General features: G+C 67.6%; 22 protein-coding genes, 1 tRNA gene and 1 pseudogene. 7 read left to right on the top strand and 17 right to left on the bottom strand.

All coding sequences use genetic code 11. The annotated features are described in order from the left end of the window. Positions 1–65: 65 nt before the first annotated feature. The 5 genes from BLP88_RS15065 to gcvH form a co-directional block, all read right to left on the bottom strand. Positions 66–659, bottom strand: a complete 594-nt coding sequence (locus tag BLP88_RS15065) for a MerR family transcriptional regulator (protein ID WP_074590507.1) — start codon at positions 657–659, stop codon at positions 66–68. Positions 660–898: 239 nt separating this feature from the next. After that, entirely contained in the window at positions 899–1402 is a 504-nt protein-coding gene (locus BLP88_RS15060) for a bifunctional nuclease family protein (protein WP_074590505.1), read from the bottom strand. Further along, complete coding sequence (gene ftsR / locus BLP88_RS15055; RefSeq protein WP_074590504.1) at positions 1402–2124, bottom strand: transcriptional regulator FtsR; 723 nt, start codon at positions 2122–2124, stop codon at positions 1402–1404. Before ftsR ends, BLP88_RS15060 begins: the two co-directional genes overlap by 1 nt. A 17-nt stretch (positions 2125–2141) precedes the next feature. Further along, complete coding sequence (locus BLP88_RS15050) at positions 2142–2618, bottom strand: FHA domain-containing protein (protein WP_074590502.1); 477 nt, start codon at positions 2616–2618, stop codon at positions 2142–2144. Positions 2619–2749: 131 nt separating this feature from the next. Beyond that, positions 2750–3136, bottom strand: a complete 387-nt coding sequence (gene gcvH / locus BLP88_RS15045; RefSeq protein ID WP_074590500.1) for a glycine cleavage system protein GcvH — start codon at positions 3134–3136, stop codon at positions 2750–2752. Between the two features lie 162 nt (positions 3137–3298). On the opposite strand from gcvH, the gene BLP88_RS15040 reads away from it, so the two are divergent. From BLP88_RS15040 to BLP88_RS15030, 3 genes are all read left to right on the top strand, one after another. Next, positions 3299–4246, top strand: a complete 948-nt coding sequence (locus BLP88_RS15040) for a DNA-formamidopyrimidine glycosylase family protein (RefSeq protein ID WP_074590498.1) — start codon at positions 3299–3301, stop codon at positions 4244–4246. Between the two features lie 23 nt (positions 4247–4269). Then, the gene (locus tag BLP88_RS15035) at positions 4270–4932 is read left to right on the top strand and encodes a DUF485 domain-containing protein (RefSeq protein WP_175453579.1); all 663 of its coding nucleotides are present in this window, start codon (positions 4270–4272) and stop codon (positions 4930–4932) included. A gap of 95 nt (positions 4933–5027) precedes the next feature. Further along, entirely contained in the window at positions 5028–5474 is a 447-nt protein-coding gene (locus BLP88_RS15030) for a MarR family winged helix-turn-helix transcriptional regulator (protein WP_074590495.1), read from the top strand. A gap of 1 nt (position 5475) precedes the next feature. On the opposite strand, the gene BLP88_RS15025 is transcribed toward BLP88_RS15030, so the two are convergent. Both BLP88_RS15025 and BLP88_RS15020 read right to left on the bottom strand, forming a co-directional pair. Continuing rightward, positions 5476–5823, bottom strand: coding sequence for a zinc ribbon domain-containing protein YjdM (locus tag BLP88_RS15025; protein WP_074590493.1), 348 nt, complete (start codon positions 5821–5823; stop codon positions 5476–5478). Further along, positions 5816–6628, bottom strand: coding sequence for an SDR family NAD(P)-dependent oxidoreductase (locus tag BLP88_RS15020; protein WP_074590492.1), 813 nt, complete (start codon positions 6626–6628; stop codon positions 5816–5818). Before BLP88_RS15020 ends, BLP88_RS15025 begins: the two co-directional genes overlap by 8 nt. Before the next feature lie 172 nt (positions 6629–6800). Between BLP88_RS15020 and BLP88_RS15015 the strand changes: the two genes are divergently transcribed. Both BLP88_RS15015 and BLP88_RS15010 read left to right on the top strand, forming a co-directional pair. Continuing rightward, positions 6801–8003, top strand: a complete 1203-nt coding sequence (locus tag BLP88_RS15015; protein ID WP_074590490.1) for an MFS transporter — start codon at positions 6801–6803, stop codon at positions 8001–8003. A 42-nt stretch (positions 8004–8045) separates the two neighbouring features. Continuing rightward, a complete protein-coding gene (locus BLP88_RS15010) occupies positions 8046–8456 on the top strand; it encodes a GlcG/HbpS family heme-binding protein (RefSeq protein ID WP_074590489.1) in 411 nt (136 codons plus the stop codon). Positions 8457–8516: 60 nt separating this feature from the next. Here the strand turns inward: BLP88_RS15010 and BLP88_RS15005 are convergent, their stop codons facing one another. From BLP88_RS15005 to BLP88_RS14985, 5 genes are all read right to left on the bottom strand, one after another. Then, complete coding sequence (locus BLP88_RS15005) at positions 8517–9812, bottom strand: MFS transporter (protein ID WP_217635155.1); 1296 nt, start codon at positions 9810–9812, stop codon at positions 8517–8519. A 5-nt stretch (positions 9813–9817) separates the two neighbouring features. Further along, positions 9818–10903 (bottom strand): sugar phosphate isomerase/epimerase family protein, encoded by a 1086-nt coding sequence (locus BLP88_RS15000; protein WP_074590485.1) that lies wholly within the window; start codon positions 10901–10903, stop codon positions 9818–9820. 111 nt (positions 10904–11014) lie between these two features. After that, positions 11015–12526, bottom strand: a complete 1512-nt coding sequence (gene pdxR, locus BLP88_RS14995) for a MocR-like pyridoxine biosynthesis transcription factor PdxR (protein WP_074590483.1) — start codon at positions 12524–12526, stop codon at positions 11015–11017. Between the two features lie 27 nt (positions 12527–12553). Next, complete coding sequence (locus tag BLP88_RS19245; RefSeq protein ID WP_084111270.1) at positions 12554–12961, bottom strand: dihydropteroate synthase; 408 nt, start codon at positions 12959–12961, stop codon at positions 12554–12556. After that, positions 12916–12989 (bottom strand) — tRNA-Pro (locus BLP88_RS14985). Before BLP88_RS14985 ends, BLP88_RS19245 begins: the two co-directional genes overlap by 46 nt. Positions 12990–13211: 222 nt before the next feature. Here BLP88_RS14985 and BLP88_RS14980 point away from each other — a divergent pair. Then, positions 13212–13991: a hypothetical protein gene (locus BLP88_RS14980; protein ID WP_074590479.1), complete on the top strand. Its 780-nt coding sequence runs from the start codon at positions 13212–13214 to the stop codon at positions 13989–13991. A gap of 21 nt (positions 13992–14012) precedes the next feature. Here the strand turns inward: BLP88_RS14980 and BLP88_RS18815 are convergent, their stop codons facing one another. The 3 genes and pseudogenes from BLP88_RS18815 to BLP88_RS14970 all read right to left on the bottom strand — a co-directional run bounded on the left by BLP88_RS18815 (position 14013) and on the right by BLP88_RS14970 (position 16079). Then, complete coding sequence (locus tag BLP88_RS18815) at positions 14013–14975, bottom strand: HNH endonuclease signature motif containing protein (protein ID WP_281186809.1); 963 nt, start codon at positions 14973–14975, stop codon at positions 14013–14015. A gap of 64 nt (positions 14976–15039) precedes the next feature. Next, positions 15040–15279: pseudogene (locus tag BLP88_RS19320) on the bottom strand (hypothetical protein); the annotation flags it as partial. A gap of 203 nt (positions 15280–15482) precedes the next feature. Then, positions 15483–16079: a TetR/AcrR family transcriptional regulator gene (locus BLP88_RS14970; RefSeq protein ID WP_074590477.1), complete on the bottom strand. Its 597-nt coding sequence runs from the start codon at positions 16077–16079 to the stop codon at positions 15483–15485. A gap of 115 nt (positions 16080–16194) precedes the next feature. On the opposite strand from BLP88_RS14970, the gene BLP88_RS14965 reads away from it, so the two are divergent. Continuing rightward, positions 16195–17340, top strand: a complete 1146-nt coding sequence (locus BLP88_RS14965) for a YhgE/Pip domain-containing protein (RefSeq protein ID WP_074590475.1) — start codon at positions 16195–16197, stop codon at positions 17338–17340. 73 nt (positions 17341–17413) lie between these two features. On the opposite strand, the gene der is transcribed toward BLP88_RS14965, so the two are convergent. Beyond that, positions 17414–18964 (bottom strand): ribosome biogenesis GTPase Der, encoded by a 1551-nt coding sequence (gene der, locus BLP88_RS14960; RefSeq protein WP_074590473.1) that lies wholly within the window; start codon positions 18962–18964, stop codon positions 17414–17416. Next, on the bottom strand, positions 18961–19611 hold the full coding sequence (locus BLP88_RS14955; RefSeq protein WP_074590471.1) for a lysophospholipid acyltransferase family protein: 651 nt from the start codon (positions 19609–19611) through the stop codon (positions 18961–18963). The genes der and BLP88_RS14955 overlap by 4 nt, the downstream gene beginning before the upstream one ends. Positions 19612–19620 lie beyond the last annotated feature (9 nt).

Raw genomic sequence — 19620 nt, 5'->3', positions numbered from 1 at the left:
TTGACCAACAAGGAAAGCCGCCTTCCGGTGGAAGGCGGCTTTCCTTGTGTCGGCTGCGGTTCGGACTAGCCGGTACGGCGGGCCGAGCGGCGCTTGCTGAGTTCGTCGTCGGGGAAGGTCTGTTCGGCTGCGTGTTCGCTGGGCAGTTCGGCGAGGCTGCCTTCCACTTCGCGCCAGACGCGTCCGACGGCGATGCCGAAGACACCCTGTCCGCCCTGGACGAGGTCAATCACCTCGTCGGCGGAGGTGCATTCGTAGACGCTCGCGCCGTCGCTCATCAGGGTAATCTGCGCGAGGTCTTCAACGCCGCGCTCCCGCAGGTGTTCGACGGCGGCGCGGATCTGCTGGAGGGAAACGCCGGTGTCCAGGAGGCGCTTGACGACCTTCAGGACCAGGATGTCGCGGAAGCCGTAGAGCCGCTGGGAACCGGAGCCGGCGGCGCCGCGCACGGCGGGTTCGACCAGGCCGGTGCGGGCCCAGTAGTCGAGCTGGCGGTAGGTGATCCCCGCAGCTTTGCATGCGGTGGGGCCACGATAGCCGGCGTCTTCGTCAAGGACCGGCAGGTCCTCGGTGAAGAGCAGACCCTGGGCACCGCTAGCGGGCGCAGCAACACCAATCGAGGCCTGCTTCAGCTCGCCTGCTTCGCCTTTGGGACTCACGTGACCCTCCTTGTCCGAAGTTCCCCTGGGGATGGCGCGTGCACGGCCACACGACTGGAACGTCAATCGTGTAATTTCAAACGCGTCCGCACTCTCCAGTGTGACCTGCGCGGGCCGTGCATGCAACGGGAACTTGATACCTCCGACGTTAGGCGGGTGGAGGCCCAAGGTCAAAGACGCTCGGAGCATTTTCGCGCCGTGTCGAAAGTTTCACCTTCGACTTTAACGTTAAGAGACTGTCAGCCTTCGAAATCCTCGGGCTCCACGTCGTCCAGGAACTCCCGGAAACGGCGCATCTCACGTTCCTCATCCACGCTGGGTCCCGGCTCGGCCTCTTCGCCTTCGTCATGCTCGGTGATCCGGACGCCTGCTTCCTCCATGACGGCGTCGGCGCACCAGATTCGGCACTTGGCACGGAGGGCCAGGGCCAGCGCGTCCGACGCCCGCGAGCTGACGGTGGTGCCGTCGTCGAACTGGAGCTGGCCGTAGAAGATGTTGTCCTCCACGGCCACGATGTTCACGCTGACGATCGCATGGCCAAGGGCCTCGACGACGTCAACGAGCAGATCGTGCGTCATGGGCCGCGGCGGCACGACGCCCTGCTGTGCCAGGGCAATGGCGCTGGCCTCGGGCGTGCCGATCCAGATGGGCACATGCCGCTCCCCCTGCATCTCCTTGAGGAGGACCAGCGGCTGGTTGGAGGGGAGCTCGATCCGCACTCCGACGATCTCGACCTCAATCATCAGGATTCCATGCGTGAGATCCGGTCCTGCACCAGGGCACGATGCAGGGTGAGGCAAAGTTCGCTGATTTCCCGGGCCGCTTCCGCCGCCCGGGACTGGGAGGCCGCATCCTTGCGGGACAGCAACGGCGCCACCGCGCGCTCCACCAGGCCGAACTCGCGATCGGCGGCCGCCTGGAACGGGCGCAGGTGGCGCGGCTCCAGCCCGTGGCTTTCAAGCTGCACGCAGGCGCGGGCCACCTGGAGGGAGTGCTCGTCGAACTTCCCGTTGACGTGGCTGATGAGCCCGAAGTCCAGCAGCGACTGCAGGAGCGGTACGCTGGCGCCCGATTCGGTGCGCAACTGTTCCTCGCTAAGCGCCCGGGCGCGTCCGTGCAGCTCAGCCGCAAGCTCGTCGGAAACGATCCGCGGGGACACCGTCACTCCCGGCGGCAGGTTCTCCGGGCGTTCGCCACGGTCGATCGCGTCGAGGTAGTCCTTGATAACCTTCAGCGGCAGGTACTGGTCGCGTTGCAGCGCCAGGACGAAGCGAAGCCGCTCCACATCGCTTTCGGCGTACTGGCGGTACCCCGCAGGGGTCCGCTTGGGGTTGATCAGCCCCTTCTCTTCAAGGAAGCGGATCTTGGAAGCCGTCATCGCGGGAAAGTCGTCACTCAACTGGGCGAGGACTTCGCCGATGTTCAGGACCTGGGGTCCGCGCCGTTCCGGCTGGGCAAGTGCCACAGGCAGGTACTCCGGATTCAGGCCCGGCCTGCAGCGCGCGCAGGGCTCAGGTAGAAGGTGAGTCGGAACTTGCCGATCTGGACTTCACTGCCGTTCTTCAGCTGCACGCTGTCCACCCGGTCGTGGTTGACGTAGGTGCCGTTGAGGCTGCCGGTGTCCACCACTTCGAACCCCGTGGGGGTGCGGTGGAACTCGACGTGCTTGCGCGAAACCGTGACGTCGTCCAGGAAGATGTCGGCATCCGGGTGACGGCCCGCCGTCGTGCTGTCCGAATCGAGCAGGAAACGCGCGCCGGCGTTCGGGCCGCTGTGGGCGATCAGGAGCGCGGATCCGGGAGGCAGGGCGTCCACGGCCGCACGCTCTTCGGCAAGGAGCCGGGGGGTGATGCCGGGTTCGCTGCTGATGGGGGTGAGCTGGATCGAGGTGGTCTCCGACGCCGGCTGATCCAGTCCTTCGGACCGGCCCGGGACCGGGTTCTGTTCGCCGCCAACCATGGAAATCCTCCTCATCCGCCGGCGCCCCCAACAGACACCGGTTCGCTTCTGCCCGGTTCCGCCGGGCCAAACGGGTTGCTGGTCCGCCGGTTCACCCTTGCGGGAGAACCGGCGTGTCGGACCAGATGTTTTTAGCCTACCTGCTGTTCGTACTCGGATGCACTGAGCAGGGAATCTACGGCGTCGGCTTCGGCCAGCTTGATCTCCAGGAGCCAGCCGTCACCGTACGGATCGGAGTTGATGAGTGCCGGATCGCTGTCCAGGGCGTCATTGCGTGCGATGACTTCGCCGCTCACCGGGGCGTAGATATCGCTGACGCTCTTGGTGGACTCAACCTCGCCCACCACTTCATTGCCGGTGATGGTGGTGCCGGGCTCGGGCATCTGGACGTAGACGACGTCGCCCAGGGCGTCCTGCGCGAAATCGGTGATTCCGATGCGGACAACGCCGTCGGCGTTGGGGGCAGCCACCCATTCGTGCTCGGCGGTGTAGGAGAGGTCGGCAGGAATGTTGCTCATCGGTCGCCTTTCATCTGAATGTTGAGGACCACGACGGCGGAGCTGACTTCCAGCCGCCGCTGAAAGTATAGGCACATTCCTCCCGCCTCCCCATGGGTCTCTGGAATCATGGGCGCAAGAGGATCCGCCCCGCCCGCAGCTTCCCCTTGGAGGAGCATCGCCATGCCTGAACTTCCAGAACTCACGGCCCTCGCCGCGTACCTCGATGAGCGCCTTGCGGGCGCCACCGTGGTGAGCCTTCAGTTCCCCGCGCGCTTCGCGCTGAAGAGCAAGGAATTCGATCCGGAAAGCCTGACCGGCAGGACCGTCAGGCGGGTGCATCGGCGTGGCAAGTTCCTGCTGTTCCAGACATCCGCGGCCACCGATTCGGCCAAGTACGCGGACGACGGCGGCGCGTTGAGTATCGTGGTCAGCTTTGCCAAGGACGGCTGGCTGCGTTTGTCCGGGAAGCTTCCCGGGACCAAGGACGCCCCGGAACCGGAGCCCGGGAGCAAGGCCGGTCCCGGCTACATCGCCGCCCGTTTCGGCTTCACCAACCACGGCACGGACTTCGAGGTGGAGCTCACGGACACCGGGCAGTGGAAAGGACTTGCGGTCCACCTCGTGCACGATCCGCAGGAGGTGTCCGGTGTGGCGGAGCTCGGCCCGGAGGCGCTGGACCCCGCTTTCACGCTCGAGGAGTTCACCCATCTGTTCGCGTCCCGGCAGCGAATCAAGGACATCATCAGGGACCAGAAGCGGATCGCCGGCATCGGCAACGGCTACAGCGACGAAATCCTGCATGCGGCGAAGCTGTCCCCGCTGACCCCGGGCGCTTCCCTCGACCCGGACTCCGTGGGCAGGCTCTACACGGCCATGCGCCAGGTCCTGGGCGACGCCACCACAGCCCTGTCCGGGCTGGCCCCGGACAAGCTCAAGGCCGCCAAGAAGGCCTCGATGGCGGTGCACGGACGCACGGGCGGGATCTGCCCGGTCTGCGGCAGCACCGTCCAGGAGCTGGCATACGTGGGGACGTCCTTCCAATACTGCCCGGGCTGCCAGAGCGGCGGAGAGGTCCTCAAGCGGCCTCCGGCACGCGGCGGCGCGGAGAAGGAACCGGCCGGGGACTGATTGCCTCTGCCATGATGGGTGCCATGACAGAACAAGCGCCGGTACCCGCCAGGAAAAAAGGCAACTGGGGCGCCAAGATCATCCTGATCCTTGTCGCGTTGGTCTTTGCCGTCATCTCGTACTTCGCCCTCGCCGCCTTCCTCCCCCGCTGGTGGTCCCAGACCATCGGGCAGCAGGTCAACGGGAGCATTTCCGCCGGGATCCTGGCAGGCATGTTCTACGGTTTTGTCTTTACCTTCGCCGCCACCCTCGTGGCGTTGATCGGCCTGAACAGGAAGGTCGGCTGGCCTTTCAAAATCGCGCTCGTGGTGCTCGGCGTGGCGATCTCCACGCCGAACCTGCTGACACTTTCGATCGCCCTGGGCAGCGGCGGCGGGGCGCATGCCGGTGAGCGGGTGCTCGACGTCGACGCACCGGGCTTCCGCACGGCCTCCCTCGTCGCCGCGATCGCAGGCTTCGTGGCGGCCGTCGTTCTGGTGGTCTTCATCCAGCTGTGGCGCAGCCGCGGCCGGAAGATGAAGACGCTCAGGCAGGCGGAGAAGGACAGGCTCCAGGCAGAAAAGGAGAGCGGGCGCCCCGAAGCCGTCGGGCCGGCGTCCGGCGCTGCTGGCACGGATCCTGCCAACACGGGCGGCTCGGCGCCTTCAGCGGCGGATCGCCCGAACGGCAAACCGGACCGTCAGTAGGCCCGTCTCTTGCCCGGGCTGGATGTGCGCCGCGACTGCCCCTAGAATATTAGTTGCATACGCTGCATATATCGACCGGCAGGAGTTTACGGAACATGGGCATCAAGGACGACGCCGTCGAAGTCCGCGCACAGGGCTGGCGGACGCTTGCCGCGCTGCACGGAACCATCGAGACGGCGCTGGAGAAGGCGCTGCAGTCGGCCGCCGGCCTCTCGGTCGTGGAGTACACGGTGCTCGATGCCCTGAGCCGGCAGGACGGCTGGCACATGCGGATGCAGCAACTGGCGCGGGCCACCGCCCTGTCCAGCAGCGCCACCACGCGCCTGGTGAACCGCCTCGAAGACCGCGCCCTGCTGACCCGCATCCTGTGTGCCGACGACCGCCGCGGGATCTACACCGAGCTGACCGACGCCGGGCAGAAGCTGCTGCTTGCCGCGCGCCCCGTGCATGACGAGGCCCTGGAAAAGGCCCTCGAAGAAGCTGAGGCCGTGCCTGAGCTCGAACCCCTGGTGCGGGCGCTGGGTGCCCTGCAGGCGGTGTAGCTCAGGCCTTCTTCACAACACTCGACTTGAGCTGCATCGGGCCGAAGCCGTCAACCTTGCAGTCGATGTCGTGGTCTCCGAAGCCGTCCACGAGGCGGATGTTGCGGACCTTGGTGCCCACCTTGATGGGCGCGGAGCTGCCCTTGACCTTCAGGTCCTTGATGATCGTGACGGTGTCGCCGTCGGTGAGCACATTGCCCACGGCGTCCTTGATGAGGCGCTCCCCCGGGTCTTCGCCTTCTACTGCGGGCTCCCACTCGTGGCCGCATTCGGGACAGACGAGCAGCGCGCCCATCTCGTAGGCGTACTCACTGGAACATTCGGGACACGGGGGCAGGGATTCACTCACCGTCCAAGGATACTTGGATGCGCGGTACCGCCGGGCCCTCCCGCCGGCCGAGCATGGTGTGCAGCGGGCCGGCGAGCGCGCCGCCGTCCACGGGCAGGGTGGCGCCCGTGATCCAGGCGGCATCCTCCGAAGCGAGGAAGGCAATGGCCGCCGCCACGTCTTCCGGTTCGCCAACCCTGCCGAGGGGGTACATGGGGGCCAGCTTGTCGGGCCCGCCCTGCCGGTCCCAGACCCGGGTGCGGATGGTTCCGGGGGCCACAAGGTTCAGGCGCACCCCGTCCGGACCGAGCGTCACCGCCAAGTTCTTCACCAACAGTTCCAGTCCGGCCTTGGCAGCCGAATAGGACTCGCCGCCGAACGCCTGGATTCCGTTGACGGATCCCACCAGGACCACCGCGCCGCCACGGTCCCGGAGATGGGGCACCGACGCGCGGATCAGGCGCATGGGGCCACTGAGGTTGAGGTCGAGGTCCGCGTTCCATTCGTCGTCGCTCATGCCCTCGGCCAGCCGCGGGTGCGGCAGGGCACCCCCGGCGACGTTCACCAGCACGTCGAGCTTTCCGAAGCGCCCGACGACGGCGGCAAGCGCCGAGTCCACGGACGCGCGGTCCGTGAGGTCGCAGGCGAGGACGAGGCTCCTGCCGCCGTCGGGGTCCAGCTCCGCCGCGAGCTGCCGGGCGGCGTCGACGTCCAGTTCGGCGAGCGCGACGACGGCCCCCTCTGCGTACAGGCGCCGCACCGTCGCGGCACCGATGCCGTGGCCGGCACCGGTCACCAGGCACACCTTGCCTTCGAAGCGGTTCATGATCCTCCTTGACCGAGCCGGACAGTTCAGAGACGGACAGCGCAGCACCGCAGCGCGGGACGCATGTCACAAAGTAGTTGCTTGCGCTTGTTATTTGCGTGTGCAACTATTGATTCAACGGCGAAATAACCAGCGCCTGCAACTACTTTCCCAGTGTAACAGGAGACCCCTCATGCCTCTTGGCCTACTCGCACTCGCCATCGGCGCGTTCGGCATCGGCCTGACGGAATTCGTCATCATGGGCCTGCTGCCCGAGGTGGCCGCGGACTTCGCGGTGACCGAGGCCGCCGCCGGATGGCTGATTTCCGGATACGCCCTGAGCGTCGTTGTCGGCGCCCTGCTGCTGACCGCGGCAACCACCCGGCTTCCCCGCAAGGCTGTGCTGCTGAGCCTGATCGTGCTCTTCATTGTGGGCAACGCGCTCACCGCCCTGGCCGGCGACTACGGCGTGGCCATGATCGGCCGCATCATCGCAGCCCTCTGCCACGGCGCATTCTTCGGCATCGGCTCCGTCGTTGCCGCCAGCCTTGTTGCTCCGGCCCGGAAGGCGGGCGCAATTGCCATCATGTTTACCGGCCTTACCGCCGCGAACGTGCTCGGCGTCCCCTTCGGCACCTTCATCGGGCAGCAGTTCGGCTGGCGCGCCACCTTCTGGGCCATCTCCGGGATCGGCGTCCTTGCCTTGATCGGCATAGCAGCCCTCGTTCCCGTGCTGCGCCAGTCCGGCGAACACATTAGCCTCCGCAGTGAACTGAAGGCTTTCCGTTCCGGGCAGGTGTGGCTCTCCCTGCTGGTGACCGTGCTTGCGTACGGCGGGATGTTCGGCGCCTTCACCTACATCGCCTACACCCTGACCGAGGTCAGCGGCTTCGCCTCCGGCTCCGTGCCGTGGCTGCTGGTGCTCTTCGGGGCCGGCCTGGTGGTCGGAAACTGGCTGGGCGGGCGCCTGGCCGACCGCTCCATCGATGGCACGCTGGTCTTCTTCATCTCCGCGCTGATCGTTGTGCTTGGCCTGTTCGGCCTGTTCGCCGGATCACAGCCGGCCACGATCGTTGCCCTGTTCCTCATGGGCGGATTCGGCTTCGGCACGGTTCCGGGCCTCCAAAGCCGCATCATGATCTACGCGGGCCAGGCGCCCACCCTTGCCTCCGGCGCCAACATCGGCGCGTTCAACGTGGGCAACGCCCTCGGCGCCTGGACCGGCGGCCTCGGCATCGCCGCCGGCCTCGGATACACCTCCCCCATCTGGATCGGCACGGTCATCACGGCCGCAGCCCTGCTCGTCATGGTGATCGCGAAGGCGACCGCCAAGGGCTCACGTCCCGCGGAAGCCGCGGAACCCGCCGTCGACGAGTCCGCCGTCGCCGTCCACTGACCCCCCTATCCCCTATTTCGTTTTCATTCAAGGAGTAAAACCATGGCTACACCCCACCTGTCCGCAACGGACGCCGAACTGCTTCTCGGCACGGCCCGCGACGCAGCCGCGGCCGAGGGCGTCAAGGTCAGCATCAGCGTGCTCGACGCCGGCGGGCACCTCCTGGCGTTCCGCCGGGACGAGGAGGCGCTGCTGATCTCGGGCGAGACAAGCACCCGCAAGGCGTACACCGCGGTGCAACTCAACGCCGCAACGGCCGACGTCGTTGACGCGGTCAAGCCCGACGGCCCCTTCCACACCCTCGCCACCGCGCTGGACCGCCCGCTGCTTTTCACCGCCGGAGGCATCCCCGTGCACCGGGACGGCAGGCTGGTTGGCGCGATCGGCGTGGGTGGCGGCGCCCCGGAGCAGGACCACTCGTTCGCGGCCGCCGCTGTGGCGAAGCTGGGCTAGCCGGTTCGACGACGGAACCCCCCGGCGAGTGCCGGGGGTTTCCGTTTGTTAAGCGCTCGGTCAGGCCGCGGTTGCCGCCCGGCGGGCCTTGGCAATCCTGGCCAGCCCGCTGGACACGGCCGCTCCCACGAGCGCGAGCGCAGCGAGGACGATGAACACGATGTGGTACCCGCCTGCTCCCGGGTTGGCATCGAGGATGGCCCCGTAGCCAATGAAGGCGAACATGCCGGGCGCGTAGCCCACCAGGCAGGCGATGCCGAAGGCGGTGCCACTGATCTGTTCCGGGATTCCCACCTCATCCATCGGGGCCCAGAACACACCGCGCATGGTGAACACGATCAGGGAGAACAGCAGGGTGACGATCATCGCCGGAACCTGGCTGCCGGGATCGGCCGGGAGGAGGAGCAGTACTGCGACCACCGGGATCAGGCACAGGAATGCCAGGCGGATGTACCGGCTTGCGCTCTTGAACACCTTGTCCGAGAGGACGCCGCCGATGGGGCCGCCCAGGATTTTCAGGCCGTACTGGTTGATGATGCCGTAGGCGCCGACGAGCGCGACGGGTAGTCCGTAGACGTAGGTCAGGTAAGGGATGAAGTAGGTCAGGCCACAGTAGACGACGTAGACCATGAAGACGGTGAAGCTCACCCACCACAGCTGCGGCAGCTTGGCCGCGTGCCAGATCTCGCCAAGGCCGGTCTTCTGCTTCGCCGGCGCGGGCTGACCGTCCGCAAGGTCCTGTTCGGCCGTACGGGTCCGCAGCAGCAGGAACAGCAGGAGACCGACGGCGATGTCGATGATGGCGTAGAAGGAGATCGCCGCGCGGAATCCGCCGGTGCCGGAGCCCAACAGAACGAAGATGCCCAGCGCCGAGAACGCGACGGCGGTATCGACGATGCCGCGGCCGCCTTCGAGGAGACCGAAGAGCCGGCCTTGTTCCTTCGGGCCGCCGAGCTGCCGGATGCTCTTCAACAGTGCAGGCCAGACCAGGCAGTCGGAGCACGCGGCCAACAGCGCGAACAGGACGAGCAGCGTGCTGAAGCCGGGGAAGGTGCTGAGATACAGGCCCAGTGCGCCGGCGCCCATGAGGCCGAGCGGAATGAGGATCCTGGTGGAGAAGCGGTCGGCGAGGAAGCCGCCCACCACGAAGAGTGCGGTCGCGACGATCGAGTTCACGCTCAGCAGCGTGCCGATCTCGGTGTGGTTCAGGCCCAGGGCTTCCTGCATGGGGACGTAGAAGGCGTCCTTGAGGTTGGCGAGCTTGTAGATCGTGCCGCCGGCCATGACGAGCAGCGCGAAGCGGACCCATTTGCTCCAGTCGACGGGTTTGGTGGATTTTGCGGGGGTTTGGGTCACTGTGGTCATCGTGCACCTGCCAGGGAGTTCGTGGGGTCGAGTTGGGCGGCGGCGATGCCGCGCAGGGTGGCGAGCAGTTTCTTCACATGGGCCACCTGGTGGTCGGCCCAGCCGGGTTCTGCGGCGAGGAGGTCCACGCGGGTCCAGCCGTCGGGGATGCCCGTGGTGCTCAGCTCGCGGTACGGGATGAACGGGTCCTCTCCCTCGCCGGCATGGCGGAAGGCCGGGGCGTAGTAGAGGTTTTCCTGCTCCAGGGCCAGGGCGATCACCTGGGGCCTTTCGTCGCCGAGCATCAGCAGCTCGAAAAGCATCCGGGCGCCGGGCAGGTCGTCGTCGGGGCTGCCCTGCAGCACACCGCGGTGGCCGAAGCCGTCCCCTTCGGGAAGGATGTGGACACCTTTCAGGTGCGCCTGCAGGATGTGCGGCGCCAGGGCGGTGAGGGCTTCCATCGGGCGCTCGCAGGCATTGATCATGTTCCCGAAGTCGAACATCGCATGCAGCCGCGGGTGGTTGACCCGGCACAGCAGTTCGGCGATCTCGGTGGAGCGGAGTTCCTCGTGCTGTTCGAAGGAGAACGTCAGATCGTGCTGATCGGCCAAGGCGGCAAGCCTGTGGAGGTCCTGCTCAATCCGCTCCATGACCTCGGAGAGCCGACCTTCGAAGCGGGAGTACACGCGGATGTGCCGGACGCCCAGGATGCCCGCGATGCGGACCACCTCGTCCACGTCCGCATGCAGGGTAGTGCTGATTTCCAGGTGGATGGCCAGGCCCAGGCTGCGTGCGCGCCGGGAGAATGCGCGCAGCTGCTCGTCGCTCATCCGGCCGAGGCTTCGCTCCTCGCCGTCGAGGAGGTGGATGCAGGCGCCGGCCAGGCCGTGCCGGTGCGCGAAGTCGAGGACGTCGTCCGGCCCGTACTCGCCGTACGTCAGGTTGCCCAGGAGTGCATAGGCGTGGGCGAACAGCGGGGCGTTGTCGATCCGGTCAATCAGTTTCCGGGCAAGTTCATCGTTCAGGCGGGGCAGGGACGCGATTTCCTGCTCGTTGAGGCGGGCACTCAGGAGCGCCCGGAATCGCTGGCGGGGTGGGGGCATCGTTGGTTCCTCGGGAGGCGTGTCAGGGATGGTGGCGAATGTCACGCATCATTTGTACGACGCCAATGGATGCCAATGAAGATCCATTATGGCCGCAACTGTTAAGTCCATTCAGGAGCCTGCGCTGGCACGTTCCCAGCGGTCCCAGGCCGCGGCCATCTTTCCGACGGCGTAGGGCATGTGGTCCTCCGCCGTTCCGGCGAAACCGATCAGCAGTGCCGGGGGCAGCTGCCGGGTGAGGCGGTACTCCCCCAGCGGATAGGTGTACACACCGCCCGCGGCCAGTCCCCGAGCTACCGCGATGTCGTCGGCATTTTCGCGGAGCCAGCCGATGACGTGCAGACCGGCGTCGACGGGGCCGGCGTGGATCCTGTGGTCCAGTTGTTGGCTGATCGCCTGGAGCAGGGCGTCCTGCCGGGCCGAGTACAGGCGCCGGGTCCGGCGAAGATGGGCGTGCAGGTGCCCTTCCGCCAGGAAATCGGTGAGCGCCGCCTGGAGGACCATCGCGGGCGGGCGCCCGATGACCGAGGAGGCCGAGGCGAAGGGTTCCACCAGGTCCTCCGGCAGGACGCAGTAGCCCAGCCGGATCGACGGCGCGAGCACCTTGCTGAATGAACCCACAGTGATCACATGCCTGCTCAGGTCCAGGCCGAACAGGGTCGGCAGGAGTTTCCCGCGGTACCGCAGCTCGCTGTCGCAGTCGTCCTCGACGATCCAGCTTCCGTTCCGCTGCGCCCAGGCGATCCACTCCGCCCGCCGCGCCGGGCTCATCGCGATACCGAGCGGGTGCTGCCGCGCCGGCGTCAGGCAGGCCAGCCTGGCCGGGGACACGCCGTCGTCCCCTGCTTCGTCAAGCTCGTCCGGGAGGACCGCCCCCTCCTCGTCGACGGGCACGCCGCGGACCGGGCAGCCCAGGGACTGGAACGCGAGGCGGCCAGAAATGTGGCCGGGGTCCTCGACGATGACGGGATCCCCGACGTCGAGCAGGAGGACCGCCAGCACGTTGAAGGCCTGCTGCGCACCGGAGGTGACCACCACCTGGTCCGCCGTGCAGCCCAGTCCCCGCACATCGTTTACGTAGTCCGCGATCGCTTCCCGCAGCGCCGGGTGGCCGTGCGGGTCGCTGTATCCGATCAGGGTCGGATCAGTGCGCCCGGCATGGCGCGCCAGCAGGCGCTTCCAGGTGGCCGCCGGGAATGCCGAGGACGCCACCTGACTGGCGACGAAGGACTCGGTTTCCGACGGCGCCCATGAGTGCGGTGCCTCGCTGAAGAGATCGGTGCCGCGGGAGGAGGTGGCTGCTCCGCGTTCGGACAACGGTGGCCGCGGCATGGGCTGCTGCGGAGCGGCGTCGCTCCACAGGGTGTCGACATACGTGCCGTCGCCTGCCCGCGAGCGCAGGAAGCCTTCGGCGGTGAGCTGTTCGAAGGCCGTGACGACGGTGATCCGCGATACTCCCAGCTCGGCGACCAGGGTGCGGGTAGAAGGCAGGCGGGTTCCGCTCGGCAGCGCCCCGGTGAGGATCTGTGTGCGCAACTGGGCGTACAGCTGCCGGTGCAGGGGGTGGGCAGCGTCGCGGTCGAGCTCGAGCGCTGCCAGCAGGCGGCCGCCGGCACTCTTCATCGAACTGCTTCCACCATGGCCACCATTTTACGGTCCGTCACACAACGCCACGCGCGAAGCGATCGCCACCTTGCCCTCGGTGGTGCGGGCCTGGCCCTGTTCGTCGATGGTCAGGGCGATGACCGCGGTGCCGTGTTCCTTCACGAGCGGCATGATGCGGGCGAAGCGGCTGTCCGGTCCGTCGCCGTCCTCGTAGTTGACGGAGTTGACCACCGGGCAGCCGCCGATGAGTTCGAGGCCGGCCTGCAGCACGGGCGGTTCGGTGGAGTCGATCACCAGCGGGAACGTGGTGGAACCGTTGGCCGTGTCATCTGAGATTGCAATGCACGACCGCCTTCCATCAGAAACGACAAAACCCTGGTGGAATCTCTTCCACCAGGGTTGGTTTGTCGGGCTGACAGGATTTGAACCTGCGACCCCTTGACCCCCAGTCAAGTGCGCTACCAAGCTGCGCTACAGCCCGCCATGCCTGCCCGTTATCGCTGTTCGCGGCCGTTCAAGCAACGCGTATCAGCCTATACGAAAGCGGCCCGGATGAGAAATCGGAAGGCCTCCGACACGCCGTGTCGTGGCCACCCGAAAACCGGCGCCGCCAACCGCGCAGTCACTCCGGGTTCAAACCCCGTTCAATCGGAATCGTTACGGTGCCGGAGCACCCCAACGCACCCGATCCGAAAGGCTCCCCATGGACCGCCGTCGCTTCTTCGCCGCCGCTGCCGCCACCACGGCAGCGGCCTCACTCCCCCTCCTCTCCGCAGGTGTCGCCCAGGCAAGACCCGCAGCCGACGCCGCCCAGGAGCAGAAGCTCACCCGCCTCATGCTCGACGCCCTCAGTCGCGCGCTGGACGATCCGGCGACGGCCGCCGTCGTCGAACCGCATATCCAGGACATCGGCTTCAACTGGCACCCGCCGGTGACCGACGTTGAGAACGTCGACTACATCGTGGCTTACGCCTTCGGCAACCGCGCCCCGGCCGCTGGCGGCGATCCCGCCAAGGTCCTCTACGAGCCCGGCCCCGTCAACGAGGCCCTGGCCGACACCATCGCGGCGATCCGCAAGCAGAAGGACGTTCCGGTCTTCGCCCAGTGGGAGATCGCCCGCTTCCTCGAGAGCAAGTACGGCATGGACCGTGTGACCTCGATCGAGCCCGTCATCGCCGCAGACGGCACCATCACCTACTTGAGCACCGACGGCGTCGCCGCCCAGGTGGTCGCCCTCCGCGGTACCTCGGGCGCCGCCGGCGTGGTCGGCTTCCGCGACCACGTGAAGCGCTGCGTCCAGACCACCCGCGACCGCGGCATGCTTGCATTCGCGCCGGCCGGGGTCGAGATGCCCGGAGACTACGACGCCGAGTCCGGGCAGCCGTGGACGCGCCGCCGCGACCTCTATCTGCTGCACGACATGTACGCGCAGTTCGCGGTCCTGCGGCAGAAGGCGATCACGGCGGCGTACCCGAACGCGTAATCTCGGCGACCCAATGGCAGCTCAGAATGGCGGCGGCTTGTTGGCGAAGCTGCTTATGGACGTCGCGGGTATGGGTGGTCGGTCGGTGTGGCGACGTCCGGTGGGACTGGTCCATTCGAGGGCCCCGGCCCCGGTCTGTTGGATTTTCCACCAGGAGTGGTGCTTGAGCGTGTGGTGACGCCGGCAGAGTCCGGCGAGGTTGGCCGATTCGGTGGTTCCGCCGAGGGCGGCGTCATGGGTGTGGTCCAGGTCCAGTTCGCGGGCTTTGATTCCGCAGCCGGGGAAACGGCATCGCGAATCGCGGGCGGCGAGGAGGCGTTTGAGGTCTTCGCCGGGCCGATACCTGTCCACTGCGAGGACGCCACCGGTGATTGGATCGGTCAGGACTCTGTTCCACGCAGTAGCTTGTCCGGCGAGGATGCGTGCGGTGGCGGGGTCGATTGGGTGACGTCCGTCCAACTCGGCGGGAACCTGGGCTGCGGTGACCGCGGCGGCGGTCCCCGAGGCTGGGTCGACTGCGTCTCCCGTAGCTCCTTCATCAATCAGGGTCAACACAGGGACGGTGACATCCACCCGCGCCGTGATGGCTGCGAGAAGACCGTCCGGGGTGTCGTGCGCGGCCGGGGCGCCGCGGAGCAGCAGCTCTGAGAGGAGATCGGCGCGGAGTTGATCAATGGTGCGCTGGCCAGTAGTGCGTTGAGCGGTGGTGCGCTGGTCAAGACCGCCGGAGGCCTGATTAGCGCCGGCGTCGGCGTGCGCTTTGGCCATCTGGGTGAGGCGGTCGTGGATGCCGTACGCCACCGCTGCGGGCAGGACCGCGGCGAGTTCGGCCATGCCGTCGGGCAGTGGCATGACCCAGACACGGCGGTCCTCGCAGGCGCGATCGTGTCGAGTGGCCAAGAGCTCGGGCTGGGCTCTCTCCGCTTCCCGGACGGCCAGACGCCGGACCCTGCTGGGCGCTTGCTGCTCGGCGCAGGGGACCACGATGGACTCGTACCGGGGCCAAGGATTCGTGGTCGTCCAGCGCCGTCCCGGCCTCCTGGATCACCCGGGCGTGGGCCAGGCTGATCCGGCCCTGCGCGAGGGCCCCGAAGGTCGCAGGGAAACGATCCAGCAGTTCCACGGCCTGGCCCATCTGACGTTGAATCGTGCGGTCGTTCGCGCGGGTCGCCGTCGCGATCTCGGCCGCCACCGCACGCTGCGCCAGCTCCGCAGCGTCCCACCGGACAGAACCGGAGCCGGGCGGTACAGGGCCGAACCCCGGTGGCAACCCGCCGTCGTCGTTCATCGCCTCCGCCAGCCGCGAGGCGATGGCGAGCGTGTACTCCCGCATAGCCTGCATGCTTGCGATGGATTGCTCGAGGGACTGAAGCGTGGAGACCAGACCGTCGAGCACCAGCAAAGGATCAGCCGCGGCTGGCTGCGTCCTCTTGTTCAAAGTGGTGGTGATCTCCATGAATCCATCAGATCACCACCCACTGACATTCTTAGCTACAACCCCGCCAACAGCGCCGCCCCGGCCTCGCGGTACCGCTGCCGCGCGGCGTCGTCCGAGAAGACGCTCTGCACCATATACCCCTGGACCAGCCCGACGGCGGCCGGCGCCACCCGCGTTCCCTCCGCCAGGGCCTCCTTCTCCCCCAGCCCGCGGGACTGCCGGAACCAGGCCGCCAAGTAGGCAGCGAAATGCCCGCTGACCTCGGAGATCAGGCCACGGGCGGTCTCCCTGAGCTCGGGTGAATGGATCGCCTCGCCCCAGACCTGCACCGCCACGTCCGGGAAGAAGCCGTCGCGCGGCATCTGCGCCAGGAACTCCGGAATCGCCACGGCGGGAGCTGGCACCTCGTCGAGCTCCAGGAAGCCGTCCAGCACCGCGATCTTCGCGTTCAGCACCCGCCGCCCGACGTCGACCGTGAGCTGTTCCTTGCTGCGGTAGTACACGTAGACGGCGCCTGCGGACAGGCCGGCCTCCGCAATAATGTCCGCCATCGACGTCGATGCGAACCCCTTGCGCGCCACGCAGCTGAGAGCGGCGTCGAGGATCCGCTGCCGCTGCATTTCGCGGTGCGCCTCACTGACCTTCGGCATGGCACTCCTTCGTCCCGTGTCCCGCCGGGCATTAAAAACGAATGATCGTTCTTGACAGTCTACCCTCCTAGAGGAAAATAGAGAACGAACATTCTTTTTATTGAAGGAGCCCGTCATGGCTACCACCGCCCCAGCGCATAAGGCACCCCGCACCGGCTGGCCGCAGGCAATCCGCACGGCGGTGCTGGCTGCCGTGGCCGTGTGCATCATCCTGCTGGCCTTCTCCTGGCCGAGCGTAACGGCCAAGCCACAGCACCTGCCCGTCGCCGTCGTCGGCATCGAGGAACAGGTCCAGCAGCTCACCGCCAGGGCGCCGGAGGGCATGCTGGACGTGCGCACCGTCGCCAACCGGGACGAGGCCGTCGCCGCCATCAAGGACCGCGATGTGTATGGCGCGGTGGTGCTTCCCGCGAGCCAAGGAGCAGGCGCGCCCGAAATCCTGACGGCCAGCGCCGCAAGCCCGGCCGCCAGCGCGGCGTTGAGCCAGCTGGGGATCGGGCTGCAACAGCAGATCGACAAGCAGGCCATCGGGGCATTGACCGATGCGGTCGCGCAGATGCAGGCAAAGATCGTCGCCGCGCAAGCAGCCCAGCAAGGCGGAGCCAAGCCGCCCGCAAGCCAGCCGCCCGCGAGCCAGGCGCCCGCCAACCAACAGGCACCCGCGGCCGTCCCCACCGTGGTGGTGACCGACGTCGTGCCTCTCTCCGCCGATGACCCGCGTGGCACCGGCCTGGCGGTCGCCGGCCTCCCGCTCACCATGGGCGGAATGGTGGGCGGCATCCTCATCTCGCTGCTGGTCTCCGGGGCCTGGCGGCGGCTGGGCGCGGTTCTGGCCTACGGCGTGACCGGCGGACTGGGCCTGGTGGGCATCCTGCAGGGCTGGTTCCACATCCTGCAGGGCGACTTCTGGGCCAACAGCGCCGCGGTCGGGCTGGGCATCGCCGCGACTGCCGCGATCATCACGGGACTGTCCGCGCTCATGGGCCGTGCCGGCATCGCAGTGGGCGCGGTGATCACCATGTTCATCGGCAACCCCCTGGCCTCGCTCACCCAGCCGAGGGAATTCCTGCCGGCCCCCTGGGGCGACGTGGGACAGTGGTTCGTACCCGGCGCCTCCGGCACCCTCCTGCGCGACCTGTCCTACTTCCCGGACGCCGCCGCGCTGTTCCCCTGGCTGGTCCTCGGGGCCTGGGCCGTGGCCGGCGTGCTGCTCATCGTCACCGGGCACTTCCGCAACCAGACGGCAGTAGCCGAGGCGTAAGCAGCACCTAGAACAAAACGGCGCGCCTCCCCGCAAAGGGGAGGCGCGCCGTCGTGCGTTAGGAGCGGCGAAGCTACTTCTTCCGCCCGCGCTTCTCGCGAACACGCATGCTGACCTCGATGGGCGTGCCCTCGAAGCCGAACGTCTCGCGCAGGCGGCGGGTGATGAAGCGGCGATAGCCGGGGTCAAGGAAGCCGGTGGTGAACAGCACGAACTTCGGCGGGCGGCTGGAGGCCTGGGTGCCGAAGAGGATGCGCGGCTGCTTGCCGCCGCGGACCGGGTGCGGGTGCGCGGCCACCAGCTCGCCCAGGAAGGCGTTCAGGCGTCCGGTGGGGATGCGGCGGTCCCAGCTCTCCAGCGCCTTGTCCAGCGCGGGCACCAGGCGGTCCTTGTGCCAGCCGGTCTTGGCGGAGATGTTGACGCGCGGCGCCCACTCCACGTGCGCCAGGTCCTGCTCGATCTCGCGCTCCAGGTAACGGCGGCGTTCGTCGTCCAGCAGGTCCCACTTGTTGAACGCGAGGACCAGCGCGCGGCCGGACTCGATGGCCAGCTGCAGAATGCGAACGTCCTGCTCGCTGAGCACCTCGTCCACGGCGAGGAGCACGACGGCGACCTCCGCCTTTTCGAGCGCGGCCTGCGTACGCAGGGAGGCGTAGAAGTCCGCACCCTGCGCCATGTGCTGGCGGCGGCGGATGCCGGCGGTGTCCACGAAGCGCCAGGTGCGGTCGCCGAGCTCAATGAACTCGTCCACGGGGTCGCGGGTGGTGCCGGCGAGATTGTCGACGACGACGCGTTCGGAGCCCGCGAGCTTGTTCAGCAGCGAGGACTTGCCCACGTTCGGGCGGCCGATCAGCGCGATGCGGCGGGGCCCGCCGGAACGGTCAACGCTTTCCACCTGGGAGAACTCGGGAAGAGTGTCGATGACCTTGTCCAGGAGGTCGGCCACGCCGCGGCCGTGCAGCGCGGATACCGGGTACGGTTCGCCGAAGCCCAGTCCCCACAGCGCGGCGGAGTCGGCTTCCTGCGCGAAGTCGTCCACCTTGTTGGCCACAAGGATGACCGGCTTCTTGGACTTGCGCAGCATCTTCATGACGCCTTCGTCCGTGGCGGTGGCGCCAACGGCGGAGTCCACCACGAACAGGACGGCGTCGGCGAGTTCCACGGCCATTTCGGCCTGCTCGGCCACGCGGGCGTGGATGCCCTTGGCGTCGTGCTCCCAGCCGCCGGTGTCAACGAGGGTGAAGTTCTTGCCGTTCCAGCGTGCCGAGTACATGACCCGGTCGCGGGTGACGCCGGGGACGTCCTCGACGACGGCCTCGCGGCGGCCGAGGATGCGGTTCACGAGGGTGGACTTGCCGACGTTCGGGCGGCCGATGATGGCCAGGACCGGGTCCAGCTGGAGCGGGCCTTCCTCGCCTTCGTCACCGTAGAGGCCGTCAAGGAGGGCGGCGTCGTCCTCATCGAGCTCGTAGTCTTCCAGGCCGGCCCGGAGGGACGCGGCGCGAAGGTCTGCTTCCTCGTCGTCCAGGGCGGCGAGGTTCTCAGCCACCTGGTCGGTGCCGGTGGGCGTGTATTCGTCGTCGCCGGCTCCGTGGAGTCCGGATTTATGAATCGTATCGCTCATTGCACTTTCCTTAGTGGTGGTATGTGGGGCAATGCCTGTCCTGTTTGCGCCACGCTGTCCCGGACGTGTCCGGCCAGCGCGGCCTGGATCTCGGCAGCCGCCCTGTCCATTGAAACACGCCCGGACTCGCCGCTTCGGCGGCTCACGCACAGCGGAGCACCGAAGCTGACGGACAGGCGGCGGCGCAGCGGCGGGATCGAGTCGCGGTGTTCCCCGCCGTGCCGGGTGCCGAGGATCGCGACCGGCACCACGGTGGCACCGGTGGCCAGGGCGAGCCAGGCGACGCCGTTGGCGATGCTTTCAACGGAGCCGCTCCCCCGGGTCCCTTCAGGCAGGATCCCGACGCAACGGCCGGCGTCGAGCAGTCCCTTGCCGGCCTGCAGGGCGGCACGGTCGCCCGAGCGGTCCACCGGGATCTGGCCGGACGCACGCAGCACCCGCCCCAGGAACCCGGCAAACATCTCCTTCTTGACCAGGATGTGCATGGCCCGCGGAGCCGCGCCGAACATCACCGGCCCGTCCAGGTAGCTGATGTGGTTTCCGGCGAAGATCACCGGCCCGGCCTTGGGGACGTTGGAGCGCCCGCGCACGCTGGTCTTGTACAGCACATGGTCCAGCAGGAAGCCGACGGGCCGGCTCCACAGCATGGTCCATTT

The organism is Arthrobacter cupressi, assembly GCF_900099975.1.
GTDB classification, from domain to species: domain Bacteria; phylum Actinomycetota; class Actinomycetes; order Actinomycetales; family Micrococcaceae; genus Arthrobacter; species Arthrobacter cupressi.
This window is presented reverse-complemented; position numbering and strand designations above follow the sequence as displayed.

Excerpts from the sequence above, each read along its gene's own strand:
- BLP88_RS15010 (WP_074590489.1), top strand. The coding sequence starts at position 8,046 with ATGGCTACACCCCACCTGTCCGCAACGGACGCCGAACTGCTTCTCGGC.
- BLP88_RS15015 (WP_074590490.1), top strand. The coding sequence starts at position 6,801 with ATGCCTCTTGGCCTACTCGCACTCGCCATCGGCGCGTTCGGCATCGGC.
- pdxR (WP_074590483.1), bottom strand. The coding sequence starts at position 12,526 with ATGAAGAGTGCCGGCGGCCGCCTGCTGGCAGCGCTCGAGCTCGACCGC.
- BLP88_RS14955 (WP_074590471.1), bottom strand. The coding sequence starts at position 19,611 with ATGCTGTGGAGCCGGCCCGTCGGCTTCCTGCTGGACCATGTGCTGTAC.
- BLP88_RS15060 (WP_074590505.1), bottom strand. The coding sequence starts at position 1,402 with ATGATTGAGGTCGAGATCGTCGGAGTGCGGATCGAGCTCCCCTCCAAC.
- BLP88_RS15035 (WP_175453579.1), top strand. The coding sequence starts at position 4,270 with ATGACAGAACAAGCGCCGGTACCCGCCAGGAAAAAAGGCAACTGGGGC.
- BLP88_RS15000 (WP_074590485.1), bottom strand. The coding sequence starts at position 10,903 with ATGCCCCCACCCCGCCAGCGATTCCGGGCGCTCCTGAGTGCCCGCCTC.
- BLP88_RS14970 (WP_074590477.1), bottom strand. The coding sequence starts at position 16,079 with ATGCCGAAGGTCAGTGAGGCGCACCGCGAAATGCAGCGGCAGCGGATC.
- BLP88_RS14965 (WP_074590475.1), top strand. The coding sequence starts at position 16,195 with ATGGCTACCACCGCCCCAGCGCATAAGGCACCCCGCACCGGCTGGCCG.
- BLP88_RS15030 (WP_074590495.1), top strand. The coding sequence starts at position 5,028 with ATGGGCATCAAGGACGACGCCGTCGAAGTCCGCGCACAGGGCTGGCGG.
- der (WP_074590473.1), bottom strand. The coding sequence starts at position 18,964 with ATGAGCGATACGATTCATAAATCCGGACTCCACGGAGCCGGCGACGAC.
- BLP88_RS14980 (WP_074590479.1), top strand. The coding sequence starts at position 13,212 with ATGGACCGCCGTCGCTTCTTCGCCGCCGCTGCCGCCACCACGGCAGCG.
- BLP88_RS15040 (WP_074590498.1), top strand. The coding sequence starts at position 3,299 with ATGCCTGAACTTCCAGAACTCACGGCCCTCGCCGCGTACCTCGATGAG.
- gcvH (WP_074590500.1), bottom strand. The coding sequence starts at position 3,136 with ATGAGCAACATTCCTGCCGACCTCTCCTACACCGCCGAGCACGAATGG.
- BLP88_RS15020 (WP_074590492.1), bottom strand. The coding sequence starts at position 6,628 with ATGAACCGCTTCGAAGGCAAGGTGTGCCTGGTGACCGGTGCCGGCCAC.
- BLP88_RS15050 (WP_074590502.1), bottom strand. The coding sequence starts at position 2,618 with ATGGTTGGCGGCGAACAGAACCCGGTCCCGGGCCGGTCCGAAGGACTG.